General features: G+C 68.7%; 16 protein-coding genes. 7 read left to right on the top strand and 9 right to left on the bottom strand.

Annotated features, from left to right (window positions below; translation table 11 throughout):
* Positions 1-8: 8 nt before the first annotated feature.
* The gene (locus AACH06_RS08845) at positions 9-659 is read left to right on the top strand and encodes a hypothetical protein (protein ID WP_341425288.1); all 651 of its coding nucleotides are present in this window, start codon (positions 9-11) and stop codon (positions 657-659) included.
* Positions 660-865: 206 nt separating this feature from the next.
* Here AACH06_RS08845 and AACH06_RS08840 read toward each other — a convergent pair whose 3' ends face one another.
* Positions 866-1,045, bottom strand: a complete 180-nt coding sequence (locus tag AACH06_RS08840; RefSeq protein ID WP_341425287.1) for a hypothetical protein — start codon at positions 1,043-1,045, stop codon at positions 866-868.
* 123 nt (positions 1,046-1,168) lie between these two features.
* On the opposite strand from AACH06_RS08840, the gene AACH06_RS08835 reads away from it, so the two are divergent.
* Entirely contained in the window at positions 1,169-2,101 is a 933-nt protein-coding gene (locus tag AACH06_RS08835; RefSeq protein WP_341425286.1) for a LysR family transcriptional regulator, read from the top strand.
* Between the two features lie 42 nt (positions 2,102-2,143).
* Positions 2,144-2,617, top strand: a complete 474-nt coding sequence (trxC, locus tag AACH06_RS08830) for a thioredoxin TrxC (RefSeq protein WP_341425285.1) — start codon at positions 2,144-2,146, stop codon at positions 2,615-2,617.
* On the opposite strand, the gene AACH06_RS08825 is transcribed toward trxC, so the two are convergent.
* Genes AACH06_RS08825 through AACH06_RS08815 form a run of 3 tightly spaced genes read right to left on the bottom strand, consistent with a single transcriptional unit; the run spans position 2,556 to position 3,978 of the window.
* Complete coding sequence (locus AACH06_RS08825) at positions 2,556-3,128, bottom strand: SRPBCC domain-containing protein (protein WP_341425284.1); 573 nt, start codon at positions 3,126-3,128, stop codon at positions 2,556-2,558. The two genes, trxC and AACH06_RS08825, sit on opposite strands and share 62 nt — an antisense overlap.
* Positions 3,125-3,544, bottom strand: coding sequence for an ArsR/SmtB family transcription factor (locus AACH06_RS08820; protein WP_341425283.1), 420 nt, complete (start codon positions 3,542-3,544; stop codon positions 3,125-3,127). The genes AACH06_RS08825 and AACH06_RS08820 overlap by 4 nt, the downstream gene beginning before the upstream one ends.
* Positions 3,541-3,978 (bottom strand): VOC family protein, encoded by a 438-nt coding sequence (locus tag AACH06_RS08815; RefSeq protein ID WP_341425282.1) that lies wholly within the window; start codon positions 3,976-3,978, stop codon positions 3,541-3,543. Before AACH06_RS08815 ends, AACH06_RS08820 begins: the two co-directional genes overlap by 4 nt.
* A gap of 213 nt (positions 3,979-4,191) precedes the next feature.
* Between AACH06_RS08815 and alkB the strand changes: the two genes are divergently transcribed.
* Both alkB and AACH06_RS08805 read left to right on the top strand, forming a co-directional pair.
* A complete protein-coding gene (gene alkB, locus AACH06_RS08810; protein ID WP_341425534.1) occupies positions 4,192-4,818 on the top strand; it encodes a DNA oxidative demethylase AlkB in 627 nt (208 codons plus the stop codon).
* Positions 4,819-4,848: 30 nt separating this feature from the next.
* Positions 4,849-5,409: a 3'-5' exonuclease gene (locus tag AACH06_RS08805; RefSeq protein WP_341425281.1), complete on the top strand. Its 561-nt coding sequence runs from the start codon at positions 4,849-4,851 to the stop codon at positions 5,407-5,409.
* Between the two features lie 3 nt (positions 5,410-5,412).
* Here AACH06_RS08805 and AACH06_RS08800 read toward each other — a convergent pair whose 3' ends face one another.
* Positions 5,413-6,954, bottom strand: coding sequence for an MFS transporter (locus tag AACH06_RS08800; protein WP_341425280.1), 1,542 nt, complete (start codon positions 6,952-6,954; stop codon positions 5,413-5,415).
* A gap of 55 nt (positions 6,955-7,009) precedes the next feature.
* Here AACH06_RS08800 and AACH06_RS08795 point away from each other — a divergent pair, with 55 nt between their 5' ends.
* Positions 7,010-7,918, top strand: coding sequence for a LysR family transcriptional regulator (locus AACH06_RS08795; protein WP_341425279.1), 909 nt, complete (start codon positions 7,010-7,012; stop codon positions 7,916-7,918).
* A 71-nt stretch (positions 7,919-7,989) separates the two neighbouring features.
* Here AACH06_RS08795 and AACH06_RS08790 read toward each other — a convergent pair whose 3' ends face one another.
* The gene (locus tag AACH06_RS08790) at positions 7,990-8,514 is read right to left on the bottom strand and encodes a putative pterin-binding protein (RefSeq protein WP_341425278.1); all 525 of its coding nucleotides are present in this window, start codon (positions 8,512-8,514) and stop codon (positions 7,990-7,992) included.
* Positions 8,515-8,569: 55 nt separating this feature from the next.
* A complete protein-coding gene (thpR, locus tag AACH06_RS08785; protein ID WP_341425277.1) occupies positions 8,570-9,094 on the bottom strand; it encodes an RNA 2',3'-cyclic phosphodiesterase in 525 nt (174 codons plus the stop codon).
* Positions 9,095-9,322: 228 nt separating this feature from the next.
* Here thpR and AACH06_RS08780 point away from each other — a divergent pair, with 228 nt between their 5' ends.
* Positions 9,323-11,299 carry an OPT family oligopeptide transporter gene (locus AACH06_RS08780; protein WP_341425276.1) on the top strand — a complete coding sequence of 659 codons (1,977 nt, stop codon included), beginning with the start codon at positions 9,323-9,325 and terminating at the stop codon, positions 11,297-11,299.
* A 60-nt stretch (positions 11,300-11,359) separates the two neighbouring features.
* Here AACH06_RS08780 and AACH06_RS08775 read toward each other — a convergent pair whose 3' ends face one another.
* Together AACH06_RS08775 and AACH06_RS08770 are read right to left on the bottom strand one after the other, a co-directional pair.
* On the bottom strand, positions 11,360-12,070 hold the full coding sequence (locus tag AACH06_RS08775) for a glutathione S-transferase N-terminal domain-containing protein (RefSeq protein ID WP_423221997.1): 711 nt from the start codon (positions 12,068-12,070) through the stop codon (positions 11,360-11,362).
* 128 nt (positions 12,071-12,198) lie between these two features.
* Positions 12,199-14,319: an acetoacetate--CoA ligase gene (locus AACH06_RS08770; protein WP_341425275.1), complete on the bottom strand. Its 2,121-nt coding sequence runs from the start codon at positions 14,317-14,319 to the stop codon at positions 12,199-12,201.
* Between the last annotated feature and the right edge of the window lies 1 nt (position 14,320).

The raw sequence follows: 14,320 nt of genomic DNA, 5'->3' as shown, positions 1-14,320 counted from the left end.
GCCTCAATATGATGAACGATATGGCGGGATGGATCTGGCCCCTGGTGGCCGTCGTGATTGGCCTCGGCTTGGGCGTGATGATCGGTGCGCTTCGGCAGCAGCGCGGCGGTCGTTCGTCCTCCTCGCGCGATGTGCGCGACCCGGGCGAGCAAGACCACGGCCCCATCTCGGTGTTGCCCGGCATGCCCGCCGAAGGCACGCCGCAGCAGCGCCTGCTCGAACGCCTGCGCGCCACCAACCTGCAGCTCAGTTCGCAGTTGAAGTCGCTGGCTGAATCGAACTCACGCCAGGCGCAAGAGCGCGAACAAGAGCGCCAGAGCGAACGCTTGCGCCAGGAGCGCGAGCTCGAAGAACTTCGCCAGGCCCATGCCAGCGAGTTGTCGCACCTGATGAACACCCTGGTCGAGCAGGTCGATGGCCTGAACAAGGCCCATGCCGAGCAGATCAAGGCGCTGGAAACCGAAATCGACAAGGTACGCCAAGAGGGCCGCCGCACCACCACCTCGCCAGGAACGCTGGCCAGTGGCAGTGGCTCGTCCACCCGGCCGGGCGGCATCGGTGGCGCGGCACCGGCCCCCGCGCGTGCGATGAGCAATGGGCCTGCCAGCGATTACTCGGTCACCTTGCCGATGGAGCCATCGCGCGGCGGCCAGCGCTGATCGCCGCGCCCGGGCCGGGCGCATCGATGGCATCGCGTCGGGGCTTCGTGCCCCGTTTTTGTGAGCCTTCCCCGGTGCATGCCTGAGTGAGTCTCCCGGGCCGGGTCGTGTTGCACGCAGTCTGTCTTCTGCGGGGTGACCTGAGGAGCTTGGCAGCGCCAGCGCTTCTCCGACAAGCAAGATCGGCGCGAGACCAGCGCGCGAGATCAGCGCGAGATCAACACGCGCCGCAGCCGCTGCAACCAACCCGGTGGACGAGGCCGATGCGGCGCCGCTGCGCTGTGGCCCGAGCGCAAGCGAGTGGGCTCCAACAGGCGCAGCGGGGGCTGCGTGCTTTCGCCGGGCCAGGCATCCAGGCTGTGCAGAGGGCGGGTCGGGGCGTTCATGGTTTGGTAGTAACCCGTAGCAAGACGGGTTCCAGCCACTGTAGGCTTCGGCAGAATTGCGTGCAATCCAGGCGATTGCAGTATGAGTTTGCGAAATTGCAGTGATGCGGCGACACTGGGACGATGCCTGATCTGGACTGGAGCGACCTGCGTTATGCCCTGGCGATCGGCCAGGGTGGTTCGTTGGCGGCGGCGGCTCGCCAACTGGGTGTGAACCACACCACCGTGTTGCGCCGGCTTGATGCGCTGGAGGCGCGCCTCGGCGCCCGCCTGTTCGACCGCCAGCGCCAGGGCTACCACCCGACCGAGGCGGGCGCGATGCTGCTGGAGCAGGCGCGCCGCATGGCCGATCAGGTCGATGAAATCGAGCGCCGGGTGCAGGGGCGAGACCGCGAGCTGACAGGCGAGCTGCGCCTGACCACCGCCTTCGTGGTGATGGAGCACTTGCTGCCGCAGCCGCTGGCGAGCTTTGCGCAGGCCTACCCGCGCATCCAGGTCGAAGTGCTGGAGAACGCTTTCCTCGTCGATCTGGCCCGCCGCAGCCCCGAATCCACCACGAGCTGGTCGCAGCGCCAGGCTGATGTGGCGCTGCGCCTGTCGAGCCAGGTGGCCGAGCATCTGGTGGGACGCCCGCTGGGCGATGTGCCCTGCCGGGTCTATGCGATGCGCGGCGCACCCGGGCTGCCGCAAGGCCTCACGCCGCTGCCCGAATTGCTGAAGGACGCGCCGTGGGTGGCCTTCGAGCGCGATGCGCGCAGCCGCGTGTACGACCGCTGGATGCGCCAGCACCTCACCCATGCCAACGTCCGGGTGCGGGTGGACATCTTCAACGCCGCCGCGGCCATGATGCGCACCGGCATCGGGGTGGCCATCCTGCCGTGCTTCATGGAGGCCAGCCACCCCGAATTCGTGGCCGTCTCCGAGGTCATCCCGGAGCTGACGGTGCCGGTGTGGATGTTGACCCACCCCGACCTGCGTGACACCGCCCGGGTGCGTGCCTTCATGCAGCACGTGGGCGATGCGATTTCCGAACGCTTGCGGCAGTTCGGCGGCTGAGATCGCCCTTGACGACGCGCGAGACGCCCCCAGGTGTCAGGCATGAACGCGACATCGTCCCCTGCCGGCTCTGCCGCCGCCGCCTCCACCCATGTGGCCTGCCCGGCGTGCGGCGCCACCAACCGCGTGCCGACGGCCCGGTTGACGCACGACCCCGTCTGCGGCCGCTGTGGTGAAGGCCTGCTCACGGGGCACCCGGTGGAGCTCACCGATGCCAACTTCGACAAGGTGGTGTCCGCCAGCGACCTGCCGGTGGTGGTGGACTTCTGGGCGCCCTGGTGCGGCCCGTGCCGGACGATGGCCCCTCAGTTCGCGCAGGCCGCGGCGCAGCTCAAGGGGCGCGCACTGTTCGTGAAGGTCAACAGTGACGACAACCCGCGCACCGCGTCGCGTTTCGCCATCCGCAGCATTCCCACGCTGCTGAAGCTGCAGCGTGGTCGCGAGTTGGATCGGCTCAGCGGGGCGTTGCCGGCGTCTCAGGTGGTGGCCTGGGTGGCATCCGGTCCACGGCGCTGAGGCGCAGCGTCGTCAACTGGTCTCCCCACCACAGGCTCATCATCCGGATGAACGCCGGAACCGCCTGGCCATGGCGCACCGGGTGATCGGCGCGCAGGGCCGCCCAGCCGCGGTGCTCGACACTGACCTGGGTGTTGCCGGAAGCGGTTCGCTTGAACAACACCTCGACCTGCGTCTCTTCGCCCGCCGCGAAATTGACGCCTCGCCAGCTGAACACCAACCGCTCGGGGGGCTGCCACACCTGCACCCGGCCGATCTCGCGCACCAGCTCTTGCCCCGCGTCGTCGTGCCACGATTCGAAGACGCGCCCGCCCACGCCGGCTTCCATCGCCATCAGCCCCCGGTCGCCCGGTGCGATGCGAAAGCGCTGGCCGCGCCGCCACCACAGGTCCATCTGTTCAGTGAAGAGGCGAAAGGCCGCCTCGGGCTCGACCGCCACGCCCACGGTGGCGCGTGCGCGGTCGCCGGGCGTGGGCTCGTCGGTGGCGCGTGCGCTGTCGACGGCGCTCACTTCGGCGCCTTTCGGGGCGGTCGCACCGCATGGCGGCCGGCGGGGCGTGGGGGCTGTCGACGGGCCGCCGGCGGCGCCACCTCCTGCGCGCGCGCTGCCGATTCGGCATGTGCCTTGAACGCCAGCAGCTGATCGTCCCAGAAGGCTTCCAGCTCTTGCAGCCACCCCTGCAGCGGCTCAAAGCCGCTTCGCTCCAGGCGATACAGGCGCACCCGGGCGTCGTCGGCCGGCTCGTCGTCGGCGATCAGGCCCGATCGCCGCAGCACGCGCAGATGCCGGCTCAGCGCCGCCGGGGTCATCGCCAGCGCGTCGGCCAACTCACCCGCGCGGTGCGGGCGATGCCGCAGCAGCTCGACCACCGCTCGGCGCGTCGGGTCGGCCAGGGCGCTCAGGGCTGCATCGAGGCCGGCGCTCATCCGCGAACGCGCTCGCTGATCCACCACATGTGGCCCTCCAGATCGAGCGCTCCGTAGCTTCGATCGGCCCAGTAGTCGTCGCCATAGTCGTGCAGCGACGGCTCGCTGATGATGCGTGCGCCAGCGCGGCGGGCCTGCTCACAGTGCGCGTCCACATCGTCCACGTAGATCATCAGCGACTGGGTGATGCCACCGGCCGAGAGCGGGCTCAGCATGCGGGTGCCAAAGCGCGCCTGCTCTTCGCGCTCTTGCCCGACCATGATCAGGCCCTCGCCATAGGTCAACTCGCTGTGCTCGATGCGACCGCCCTCGCCTTCCACCTTCAGCCGGACCTCGAAGCCGAAGGCATCGCACAGCCAGTCGATCGCCTTCGCCGCGTCGCGGTAGTTCAGGCACGAAGAGATCCGGGGCCAGTCGGCGGGCGTGGGCTTCATCGAAGCGTTCCTTTCGGTGTTGCGGTGAAAGTTTGACCCATTCTCATAATAATTAACTCATGTGTCAACCAAATGCGGTGCCTGGCGACTGCGCTGTCGCCGGGTGTGCGGCGCCCGTCAGCGCCCAACGTGGCATGCCGCGTCTCGCCATGCGACGATGCGCCCGTGCCATCCCGTGACGACGACTCTGCCGACCTTCTCGGCGCTGGCGGCCTGTTCGAACGCCCAGCGCGAGAACCCATCGCGCCCGGCGCGGTGTGGCTGCACGGCTTCGCGTTGGCGGATGCCGGCGCCCTGCTGGCCGACGTGCAGCTGGCGCTGCAACAGGCGCCGCTGCGCCACCTCGTCACGCCCGGCGGCTACCGCATGTCGGTGGCGATGAGCAACTGCGGCCCCCTGGGCTGGTGCAGCGACGAGCGCGGCTACCGGTACGCCGCGCAGGATCCGCAGAGCGGCCGGCCTTGGCCGAGCATGCCGCACTCATTCATGTCGCTCGCGAGCCGCGCCGCGGCGGCGGCAGGCTACGCCGACTTCACGCCCGATGCGTGCCTCATCAACCGCTACGAGCCCGGCGCCCGCCTGACCCTGCACCAGGACCGCGACGAACGCGACCACCGACAGCCCATCGTGTCGGTCTCACTCGGCCTGCCCGCGGTATTCCTCTTCGGCGGCCCGCGCCGAAGCGATCGCGCGCACCGCCTGCCCCTGCAGCATGGCGACGTCGTCGTCTGGGGCGGCCCCTCGCGCCTGGCGTACCACGGCATCCAAGCCCTGGCCCACGGCACCCACACACTGACCGGGCCCTGCCGCTACAACCTGACCTTCCGCTGCGCTGGGTGAGCCTCGCCACTTGTCACCGTGTCCTGTTCCATGTTGCCCTCCCACTGTCTCGTCATCGATTTCGAAGCCACCTGCTGCGATCGGGGTACCGTGCCGCGCGAGCGGATGGAGATCATTGAAGTCGGCGCCGTCATGGTCGAAACGATCGGCTTCCAGCCGGTCTCTGAATTTCAGACCTTCGTGCGACCGGTTCGCCATCCCCGATTGACTCCGTTCTGTACACAGCTCACATCGATTGGCCAAGCGGAGGTAGACGCCGCTCCGTTGTTCGCCGAGGCCATGCAGAGCTTCAAGAAATGGCTGTACGCGTACCAGGACTTTGTCTTCTGCTCATGGGGCGACTACGACCTGAAGCAACTTCGCCAAGACTGCGAGTTCCATCGGCTGCCGTACCCGATCAGCGCCCCCCATCTGAACGCGAAGCGCCGCTTCGCCGAGGCTCAGGGTTTGTCGAATAAGCCGGGCTTGGCGGATGCCGTGCGACAAGCGGGACTGAGCTTCTCGGACACCCTCCACCGTGGCATTGACGATGCCCGAAACATCGCCCGCCTGTTGCCATTTGTCTTTGGGGCGCGCTCGCTCAAGAGTTGAAACTCACATCGCCGCCCTGTGGCTCGAGGCCTTGGGATGCACGCGCAGACCCCTCGCCGCCCACAACGTGGCGAAGAACAGCAGCACGGCGGCGGCCAGGAAGGTGTGCCGGGTGCCGGTGGCTACAGCGGATGGTGCTGCGAGGTTCAGTGCCGGGCTGCCGACCGACAGGGCGAACCAGCTGCCCATCGCTGCCGTGCCGGTGATGAAGCCCAGATGTCGCGCCAGCGTGAGCAGGCCCGACCCGACGCCACGTTGCTCGGCGCAGAGGCTGGCCATCACGCCGGTCTGGTTCGCCGCCTGGAACAGCGCATAGCTGGCTGTCAGCATCGCCAGCGGCAACCCATAGCCCACCACGCCCCACGCCAGCGGCGCGACGGCCAGCGCCACACTGGCCATGGCCATCCCCGCCAAGCCCACCACCACGGCGATAGGGCTGCCCCAGCGGTCGACCAGGCGACCCGCGGGCACCCCGGCGAACGCCGACACGACGGGCCCGACCGACATCGCCAGGCCCACCCACGTCATCGGCAGACCCAGTGCCCGCCCGAGGTGAAACGGCCCGACGACCAATGTGGCCATCATCACCATCGACACGATGGCGTGGTTCGTCAACGCCGTGGCCTGGTCCCGAAGCATCGACAGCGGGACCAGCGGTGCCGGCGCGCGCGCTTCGACACGGACGAAGACGAAGCCCGCTACCGCCGCCGCCAGCCACAAGGCGAGGGTCATCGGCGTCGCCGGGCTCCATCCCCCGCTCATCGAGGCGGCATAGCAGCCTAGCGCCAAGGCCAGCCACAGCATGCCGGCCGCATCGAACGGTGCCCCGGCGGCGCTGGCCGATGGCCGGGTGACGGGGAGCCGCCGCCAGACCAGCACCAGCGCCACCGCACCCAGGGGCACGATCACCCAGAAGACGGCGCGCCAGCCAAAGGTCTCCAGCAGCATGCCTCCCAAGGACGGGCCCAGCGCCGTGCCCACCGCCGACATCGTGCCCAGCAGCCCCATCGCCTGGCCTGCGCGCGCTCGGGGCACCGCGTCGCCGACCATCGCCACCGTCAGCGCCATCAGTGCGGCGGCCCCCAACCCCTGGATGGCCCGCGCGGCCACCAGCCAGGTCAGGCTGGGCGCGAGCGCGCTGGCGGCAGAGCCCAGGATGAACACGGCCAGCCCGGTCGCCAGAACCTGGCGGCGCCCGAGCCGATCACCCAATCGGCCCCAACCCACCACCAGCGTGGTGATGGCCAACAGGTACGCCAGCACCACCCACTGCACGCCCCCGAATGACGCGCCCCACGCTTCGGCCAGCGTGGGCAGGGCCACGTTGGCGATGCTCAGGCTCAACGAAGGCAACAACATGCACAAAGCCAGGCTCCAGAGCACGCCGTGGACCGGGGCGGTGCCGCTGTGGGCCGTGATGACCAAAGCGCTGGTTGTCGGATTTCGATTCATCCTGTTCTCCTGGCGACGACGGCCCGTGCCGCCGAATGCCATGACGATAGGGATGAGGCGCAGAATGCGGAAGACGCACGAATTGCACTTCATGCGTGCGCCTGACGCCATGTATGGAATGCCAGGCCGTACCCGCCCGAGACTCTCGATGTCCGATCCCGATCTGAATCTGTTGATCACGCTGGATGCCCTGCTCGCCGAAGGCAGCGTCGCCGGGGCCGCGCGCCGGCTTCGGCTGTCGCCCTCGGCGATGAGCCGGGCGCTCGCGCGGTTGCGCGACACCACCGGCGACCCTTTGCTCGTGCGCGCCGGCCGACGGCTTGTCCCCTCGCCCCGGGCGCTGGAGTTGCGACCGCAGCTGGGCCGCCTGGTCGACGAAGCGCGGGCCGCTCTGCGACCGGCCGCCGCGCTCAAGCTGTCGCAGCTTCATCGCAGCTTCACCTTGCGAACCAGCGAAGGCTTCATCGAGAACTTCGGCGCCGCGTTGGTCACCCGCCTTCAGCAAGAGGCCCCGGGCGTGCGCCTTCGTTTTGTGCCCAAGCTGGACAAAGACAGCGCACCGCTGCGAGATGGTGATGTGGATCTGGAGACGGGTGTCATCGGCCGCGACACAGGCCCCGAAATCCGCGCGAGGCCCTTGTTCCACGACCGCTTCGTCGGCGTGGTTCGTCAAGGCCATCCGCTCAGCCGTGGCCGAGTCACGGCCGCGCGCTACGCGGCGGGTGCGCACGTACTGGTGTCTCGGCGCAGCATGGAGCGCGGCCCGATCGAGGAAGCACTCGAGGCGTTGGGCCTTCAGCGACGCGTCGCCGCCACCGTGACAGGCTTTTCCATGGCCCTCGCGCTGGCCCGCGGCACCGATCTGATTGCCAGCGTGCCCGAGCGCCACACCGGCCACCTGCGCCATGGCCTGCACACCTTCGAGCTGCCCTTGCCCTTGTCCGGATTCACCGTCTCACAGCTGTGGCACCCGCGCTTCGATGGCGATGCCGCGCACCGCTGGCTGCGCGAATGCGTGCAGGCCTGTTGCGGCGGCGAAACCGGTCTCGGGTCGTGATGTGCCCCCGCCCGGCGCGGGCACCCGGCGGGGCCGCCCCGCTCAGGCCAGGCGCACTCGCCCGACTGCGATCACTGCACCTCGATCGTGCACAGCGCCCAGACGAACTTGACACCCGCGGCCGCGGTTTGCAGCTCGGGGTGCTGGTCGCGCGGGTAGGCGATGAACAGCGGGCCGTGTTTCGGGTCGTTGATGCGCTGGCCGTCCTTGGTGTGGGCGACGACCGGGCCGTAGGTGCTCAAGTCGCTCAACGGGATCATCGCGGCGAAGCCATCATGAGCCACGGCGCGCAGCCGGGTGGCGGATTTGTCGACGCCCACCACCTTCAACACGGCCTCGATGGTGGGGCCGCTCCACTCCGCCACCGGGGTCCATTCGGATCCGGTCTTCAGCGTCTTGGTGGGCAGCTTCAACAGGTCGGCCTCGCTGAAGCGGTAGCTCGCGGTGGCCTTGTCGTTGATGTGCTGGATCTTGCCGGTCAGCGCGAGCACGGCGCCGGTGGGGCACTCGGGGTGGTTCTCGGCCGCGCGAACCAACGGGGCTGCCCATGCCAACACGAGCAGCGCTGCTCCGCTCGCCCAAGCTCGAAAGGTCATCCCGCGCTCCCTGTGGTGTGATTTCCGCGTCGTCGCGGTCCTGACCTCGTCGATTCTAGGCAGCGAAGTGCTGCAGCACCCGATACCCCCCGGCCGATTCGACCAATACGTGGCCGGCATTGGCGCGCCAGCGCAACGCTTGCGGGCCGGCATCGGACACGAGCTTGGCACCGTCGGCTCTTCGTGCCAGTGTCACGTGCGGGCGGAACGGCCTCGTCTCCACGGGTAGGTCCAGCCCGAATAGCCGTTGCGCCAGCGCATCATGCAAGGCCTGCAGCGCGGGCGGGGTGCGGCCGCCGGGTTCCAGCACCGCGATGCCGCGCGGCCACACGCTGAAGCGGTCGAGCACGAGATCGATCGGGTCCCAGGCCAGCGCCAGCCCGCTGGCCAACTCGTCAAGCCGAATGCGTGGCACCGGGCCGATGAAGTGCAGCGTGAGGTGCAGGTGCTCAGCAGGCGTCAACCGTGCAGCCGGTGTCCAGCGCACCGCTTGCTGCCAATCGTGCAGCGACTGACGTTGCGCCTCGGCCGGCCACAGGGCCAGAAACAGGCGGGCCGGGTCTCGGGTGGGGGCGTTCATGTCGCCCATTCCACACCCGTTTCGTCGCGGCCCACGGCGGTCCATCGGGGACGGCCAGCCTCTGGAATCTCCCCGGGCCAGCGGGGCCTGGGGGCTGACACAATCCGCGCCGGATTTGTGGCCCCCCACAGGCCTTCGGCCTGGTCGACCCACAAGGCATGACCAGCTCATCGGGGCGGCCCGTCGCGCCACGCGGCGACCCCCGTCCCCTCACGCAAGACCGACACCATGGCACTGCAACAACTGACCGAAGAACAGATACGCACCTGGACCCGCCGCCAGAAGGACGAGTGGTGGCTGAAGAACGTCTACCGCGGCGACATGCCGCAGCTGACGCTGCGCTCCGGCCTCACCGGCTTCCTGCTGGGCGGCGTGCTGGCGGCCACCGCGCTGTACATCGCCGCGAAGACCGGCATCACCATCGGCGTGGGCTTGACGTCCGTCATCCTGGCCTTCGCCATCTTTCGCATCCTGCACGGCGCCGGCCTGATCCAGGACATGACGATCCTGGAGAACAACTGCTCCCAGTCCATCGCCACGTCCGCCGGCTACACCGTCACGGCGCTCGCATCGAGCCTGGGTGCGTACATGCTGATCACCGGCATCGTCATCCCCTGGTGGCAGATGATGATCTGGATGGTGCTGATCTCGTGCATCGGCGTGCTGATCGCCTTCCCGATGAAGCGTCGCTTCATCAACGAAGATCAACTGCCCTTCCCTGAGGGCCGCGCCAGTGGCGTGGTGCTCGATGCGCTGTACCACGGCTCGGCCGGCGCCGGCATGTTCAAGGCCAAGCTGCTGGGCATGGTGGCCGGTGTCACCGCCCTCTGGCAGGCGACGGTCAGCGATGGCTGGATGAAGCTGATCCAGTTCAAGATCCTGCGCATGGACCAATGGGCCGGCATGAAAGAGCCGTGGATGATCCACGAGCGGCTGGACACCTACTACTACCAGGCCCAGGGCGCGGCGCTGAAGATCCTCGGCACCGACATCCGGGTGCTGGGCCTGCGCCTCACGCTCGACGCCGCCATGCTCGGCGTTGGCGGGCTGATGGGCATCGCCGTGGCCACCAGCTGCCTGCTGGGCGCCTTCGTCAATTTCGCCGTTCTCGCGCCGATCATGATCGAGCGCGGTGACATCGTGCCGCGTGTGCTGGCCAACGGCACCACGGTGCCGATCTCTCGCGCCGAGATCGTCAACCAGTGGTCACTCTGGTGGGGCGTGGCGATGATGGTGGCCGGTGCGCTGGTCGGCCTGCTCGCCAAGCCCGAGCTCTTCACCTCGGCCTTCAAGTCGATCAAGGGCAAGGGTCGCCCGGCTGACACGGGCCCCGATCCGCTGAAGGACATCGAGCTTCCGCTGTGGCTGAGCTGGGTGGGCGTGCCCGTGCTGAGCGTGCTCGGCGCCTGGGTGACGCACGTGTTCTTCGGTGTGCCGATGGGGCTGGCGCTGGTGTCGCTGCCACTGATCTTCGTGCTCACCGTCATCTGCACCAACTCGATGGCGCTGACCTCGTGGACGCCGACCGGCGCGCTGTCGAAGATCACGCAATTCACGATGGGCGCGATCGACAAGACCAACCCGGCCAGCAACCTGCTGCCCGCCGGCATGACGGCCGAGATCGCCTCGAACGCCGCCAACCTGCTGTCGGACATCAAGCCGGGCTACATGCTCGGCGGCAAGCCGCGCCACCAGGCTATCGGCCACGTGATCGGCCTGATCGCCGGCGTGTGCGCCTGCGTGCCGCTGTACTTCCTGCTGTTCCTGCCGCCCGATGCCAACGGCGTGCGCTCGACCAGCACCATCATCAGCGAGCAGTTCGCGATGCCGGGTGCCCTGCAGTGGAAGGGCGTGGCCGAGATCATCGCCAAGGGCTTCGGCGGCCTGCCCACATCGGCCTTGATCACGATGGCCTTCGCGGTGGTGATCGCCATCGGCATCGAGCTGGCCCGCGTGGCCACCAAGGGCCGCTTCCCGCTGTCGTCGGTGTCGATCGGCCTGGGCGTCGTGCTGCCGCCCGAATCGACCTTCGCCATGTTCGTCGGCGCGCTCGTCTTCTGGCTGATGGGTTTGAAGCACAAGACGCCCGGCACCCGCGACCACGAGGTCTGGGTCGAAGGCTGCGAGCCGATCTGCGCCGGCCTCATCTCGGGCGCTGCGCTGATGGGCATCGCCAACGCGATCCTGAATGTGTTGATCACCTGATCACGCCGGCCGTCCGGATGTGTCTGCAGCGGCGCTTAGGCGCCGCTTTTTCTTGGTGGATCAGGGCTGCGCGGCAGGCACCAGGAGGCCGCGCGACACCGCGGGCCGTTCGACAAACGCCTGCAGCGCGCGCTGGACGTGCGCGAAGTCGCCGATGCCGACGAGATCGCCGGCGGCATAGAAGCCGAGCAGGTTGCGCACCCAGGGGAAGATGGCGATGTCGGCGATCGTGTAGTCGCTGCCCATGACCCAGGCCCGGCCTTCGAGCCGCTGGTTCAGCACGCCGAGCAGGCGGCGCGATTCGGCCACGTAGCGATCCCGCGGGCGCTTGTCTTCGAAGTCCTTGCCGGCGAATTTGTGGAAGAAACCCACCTGGCCGAACATTGGCCCGATGCCGCTCATCTGGAACATCAGCCACTGCAGCGTTTCGTAGCGTGCCGCCGGATCAGCGGGGATCAAATGGCCCGTCTTCTCCGCCAGATACCAGAGGATCGCGCCCGATTCGAACAGCGCCAGCGGCTGGCCGCCCGGGCCCGCGGGGTCGACGATGGCCGGGATCTTGTTGTTCGGGTTGAGCGACAGGAAGGCGGGCGAGAGCTGGTCTTGCTTCTCGAAGTCGATCCGGTGGGCCTCATAGGGCAAGCCGATCTCCTCCAGCATGATCGAGACCTTCACGCCGTTGGGCGTGGGCAGCGAATACAGCTGCAGCCGTTCGGGGTGCTGGGCAGGCCATTGGCGGGAGATGGGGAAGTCGCTGAGCGTCATGGTCATGGCGTGTCAAGAAGGGGCGATGGCGAAAGCGGCCGATTCTGACGAGCCGGTGATTCGGGTGCGCGCTCTGCGCCTTAGACCGGAGCCGCGCTGGGGCCATGCGGTGCCGCGCCTGCGCCGGGCTGGATTCAGTGCTGGCGGCCGGAGACGGCCTGGCGCCTGGCGGCGAAGTCGATGAACCAGTCCACCGATGAGGCATTGGCCATCGCGTCGCGGTTCATCACCCGCGCCGGGTCGGCGCCCATCAACAGCCTCTTGATCGGCAGCTCCATCTTCTTGCCCGACAGCGTGCGCGGCACCGCGGGCACCGCGATGATCTCGCTGGGCACATGCCGCGGTGACAGGGCCTGGCGGATGGCATCGACCAGCTGCTTCTTCAGCGCGTCGTCGAGCACGGCGCCCTCGCGCAGCACGACGAACAGGGGCATGTAGCTCTCGCGGCCGAGGTACTCCAGGTCGACGACCAGGCTGTCCAACACCTCGGGCACCGCCTCGACGGCGCGGTACAGCTCGGCCGTGCCCATGCGCACACCGTGGCGGTTGATGGTGGCATCGCTGCGGCCGTAGATGACGGCGCCGACCGCGTCTTCATGCGGCACGAGCCGTATCCAATCGCCATGGCGCCAGACGCCGGGGTACACATCGAAGTAGCTCTGCCGCAGGCGCTCGCCGGTGGTGTCTCCCCACAGGTACAGCGGCATCGACGGCATGGGCGCGGTGCAGACCAGCTCGCCCACCTCGTTCATCAGGGGTCGGCCGAGGCCCCCATGGGGCGACGGGCTGCTTCCTGGCTCGGCCCTGGGGGCTGACGATTCTTCGGGCTCGCTCCACGCCTCGACCTTGGCGCCCAGACAACGGCACTGCATCTCTCCGGCGACCAGCGGCAGCGTTGGCAGACCGGCCACGAAGGCGCCGGCGAAGTCGGTGCCGCCCGAGATGCAGGCGATCCAGATGTCGCGGTCGTTCACCCGGGGCAGGTGTTCCCAGATCCACCGATAGCAGTCGTCCGAGAGCGGCGAGCCGGTGGAGCCGACCGCCCTCAAAGCGCCCAGGTCGCTCAGTTCGCCAAGGGCCTGGGGCCGCACGTCGGCCTTCAGGCAGCTCGCATAGAAGGCCGCACCCGCGCCGAAGAATGTGCAGCGCGCCAGCGATGCAAAGCGCCAGAGCGGTGACCAGTCCGCCGGGCCGCTGCGGGATGCCGCGGGCGAGCCGTCGTACAGGCAGATGGTGGTGCCACCCAGCAGGCCGCCGATCTGGCAGTTCCACATGATCCAGCCCGTGGAGCTGTACCAGAAGAACCGGTCGCCCGTGTCGATGCTGGCACCCAGGTTGTTGTGCAGCGTTCCGCCCTTCAGCGCTTCGAGCACGATGCCGCCGTGCCCGTGCACGATGGGCTTGGGCAGGCCGGTGGTGCCGCTGGAGTAGACGATCCACAGCGGATGATCGAAGGGCAGCCACTCCGGATCGATCATGGCGGTTGACGTGCTCTCGCCGGCCGGCCGCGTCAAGGCATCGAACGCATGCCGCGCCACCGTCGTCGGCGCGGTGTCGGGGGCCAGCCCCAGCACGTTCACGTCGACCACGTGGCGCAGCGTGGGCAGGCCGTGCAGCAACTGGCCGACGAGTGTGCGCCGGTCATGGGCCACACCGCCGAAGCGGTAGCCGTCGGCCGCCAGCAGCAGGGTCGGCTCGATCTGGCGGAAGCGGTCGAGCACCGCGACCGGCCCCATGTCCGGCGAGCACACCGACCACACGGCGCCGATGCTGGCTGCGGCGAGAAAGGCCACCACGGTTTCGGGCCGGTTCGGCAGCACGGCCGCCACCCGGTCGCCGCGGGCCACGCCGAGGCGGCGAAAGGCCGCGGCGAGGTGTCCCACCTGGGCGGCGAGGTCTGGCCAGCTCAGCGTCTGCAGCGTGCCGGCGTTCAAGGCTGGCTCGTCGGCCCAGACGATGGCCGGGTGGCCTGCCGCGTGGGCGGACTGGCCGTGCCGCAGCACCTGCCGCGCATAGTTCAGCTGCGCACCCGGGAACCAACGGGCGCCAGGCAGGCGCGCATCGGCCAGCACGGCCTCGAAGGGCGTCGGCGACTCGATGTCGAAGAATTCCCAGATGGCGCGCCAGAAGGCATTCAGGTCGTTCACCGACCATTGCCAGAGATCTTCATAGCGCGAGAAATGCAGGCCCTGCCGCTGCGCGAGCCAGCGCTGGAAGACGGTGATGCGCGGGGTGGGCAGGGTCAACGTCGTCATC

This window comes from Ideonella lacteola (genome assembly GCF_038066555.1).
GTDB classification, from domain to species: Bacteria; Pseudomonadota; Gammaproteobacteria; order Burkholderiales; family Burkholderiaceae_C; genus Ideonella; species Ideonella lacteola.
This window is presented reverse-complemented; position numbering and strand designations above follow the sequence as displayed.

Bases quoted from the DNA above. Each gene is read 5' to 3' on its own strand.
- AACH06_RS08790 (WP_341425278.1), bottom strand. From the start codon at position 8,514: ATGACCTTTCGAGCTTGGGCGAGCGGAGCAGCGCTGCTCGTGTTGGCA.
- AACH06_RS08795 (WP_341425279.1), top strand. From the start codon at position 7,010: ATGTCCGATCCCGATCTGAATCTGTTGATCACGCTGGATGCCCTGCTC.
- AACH06_RS08775 (WP_423221997.1), bottom strand. From the start codon at position 12,070: ATGACCATGACGCTCAGCGACTTCCCCATCTCCCGCCAATGGCCTGCC.
- AACH06_RS08840 (WP_341425287.1), bottom strand. From the start codon at position 1,045: ATGAACGCCCCGACCCGCCCTCTGCACAGCCTGGATGCCTGGCCCGGC.
- thpR (WP_341425277.1), bottom strand. From the start codon at position 9,094: ATGAACGCCCCCACCCGAGACCCGGCCCGCCTGTTTCTGGCCCTGTGG.
- AACH06_RS08835 (WP_341425286.1), top strand. From the start codon at position 1,169: ATGCCTGATCTGGACTGGAGCGACCTGCGTTATGCCCTGGCGATCGGC.
- AACH06_RS08770 (WP_341425275.1), bottom strand. From the start codon at position 14,319: ATGACGACGTTGACCCTGCCCACCCCGCGCATCACCGTCTTCCAGCGC.
- trxC (WP_341425285.1), top strand. From the start codon at position 2,144: ATGAACGCGACATCGTCCCCTGCCGGCTCTGCCGCCGCCGCCTCCACC.
- AACH06_RS08815 (WP_341425282.1), bottom strand. From the start codon at position 3,978: ATGAAGCCCACGCCCGCCGACTGGCCCCGGATCTCTTCGTGCCTGAAC.
- AACH06_RS08845 (WP_341425288.1), top strand. From the start codon at position 9: ATGATGAACGATATGGCGGGATGGATCTGGCCCCTGGTGGCCGTCGTG.
- AACH06_RS08800 (WP_341425280.1), bottom strand. From the start codon at position 6,954: ATGAAGTGCAATTCGTGCGTCTTCCGCATTCTGCGCCTCATCCCTATC.
- AACH06_RS08805 (WP_341425281.1), top strand. From the start codon at position 4,849: ATGTTGCCCTCCCACTGTCTCGTCATCGATTTCGAAGCCACCTGCTGC.
- AACH06_RS08820 (WP_341425283.1), bottom strand. From the start codon at position 3,544: ATGAGCGCCGGCCTCGATGCAGCCCTGAGCGCCCTGGCCGACCCGACG.
- AACH06_RS08780 (WP_341425276.1), top strand. From the start codon at position 9,323: ATGGCACTGCAACAACTGACCGAAGAACAGATACGCACCTGGACCCGC.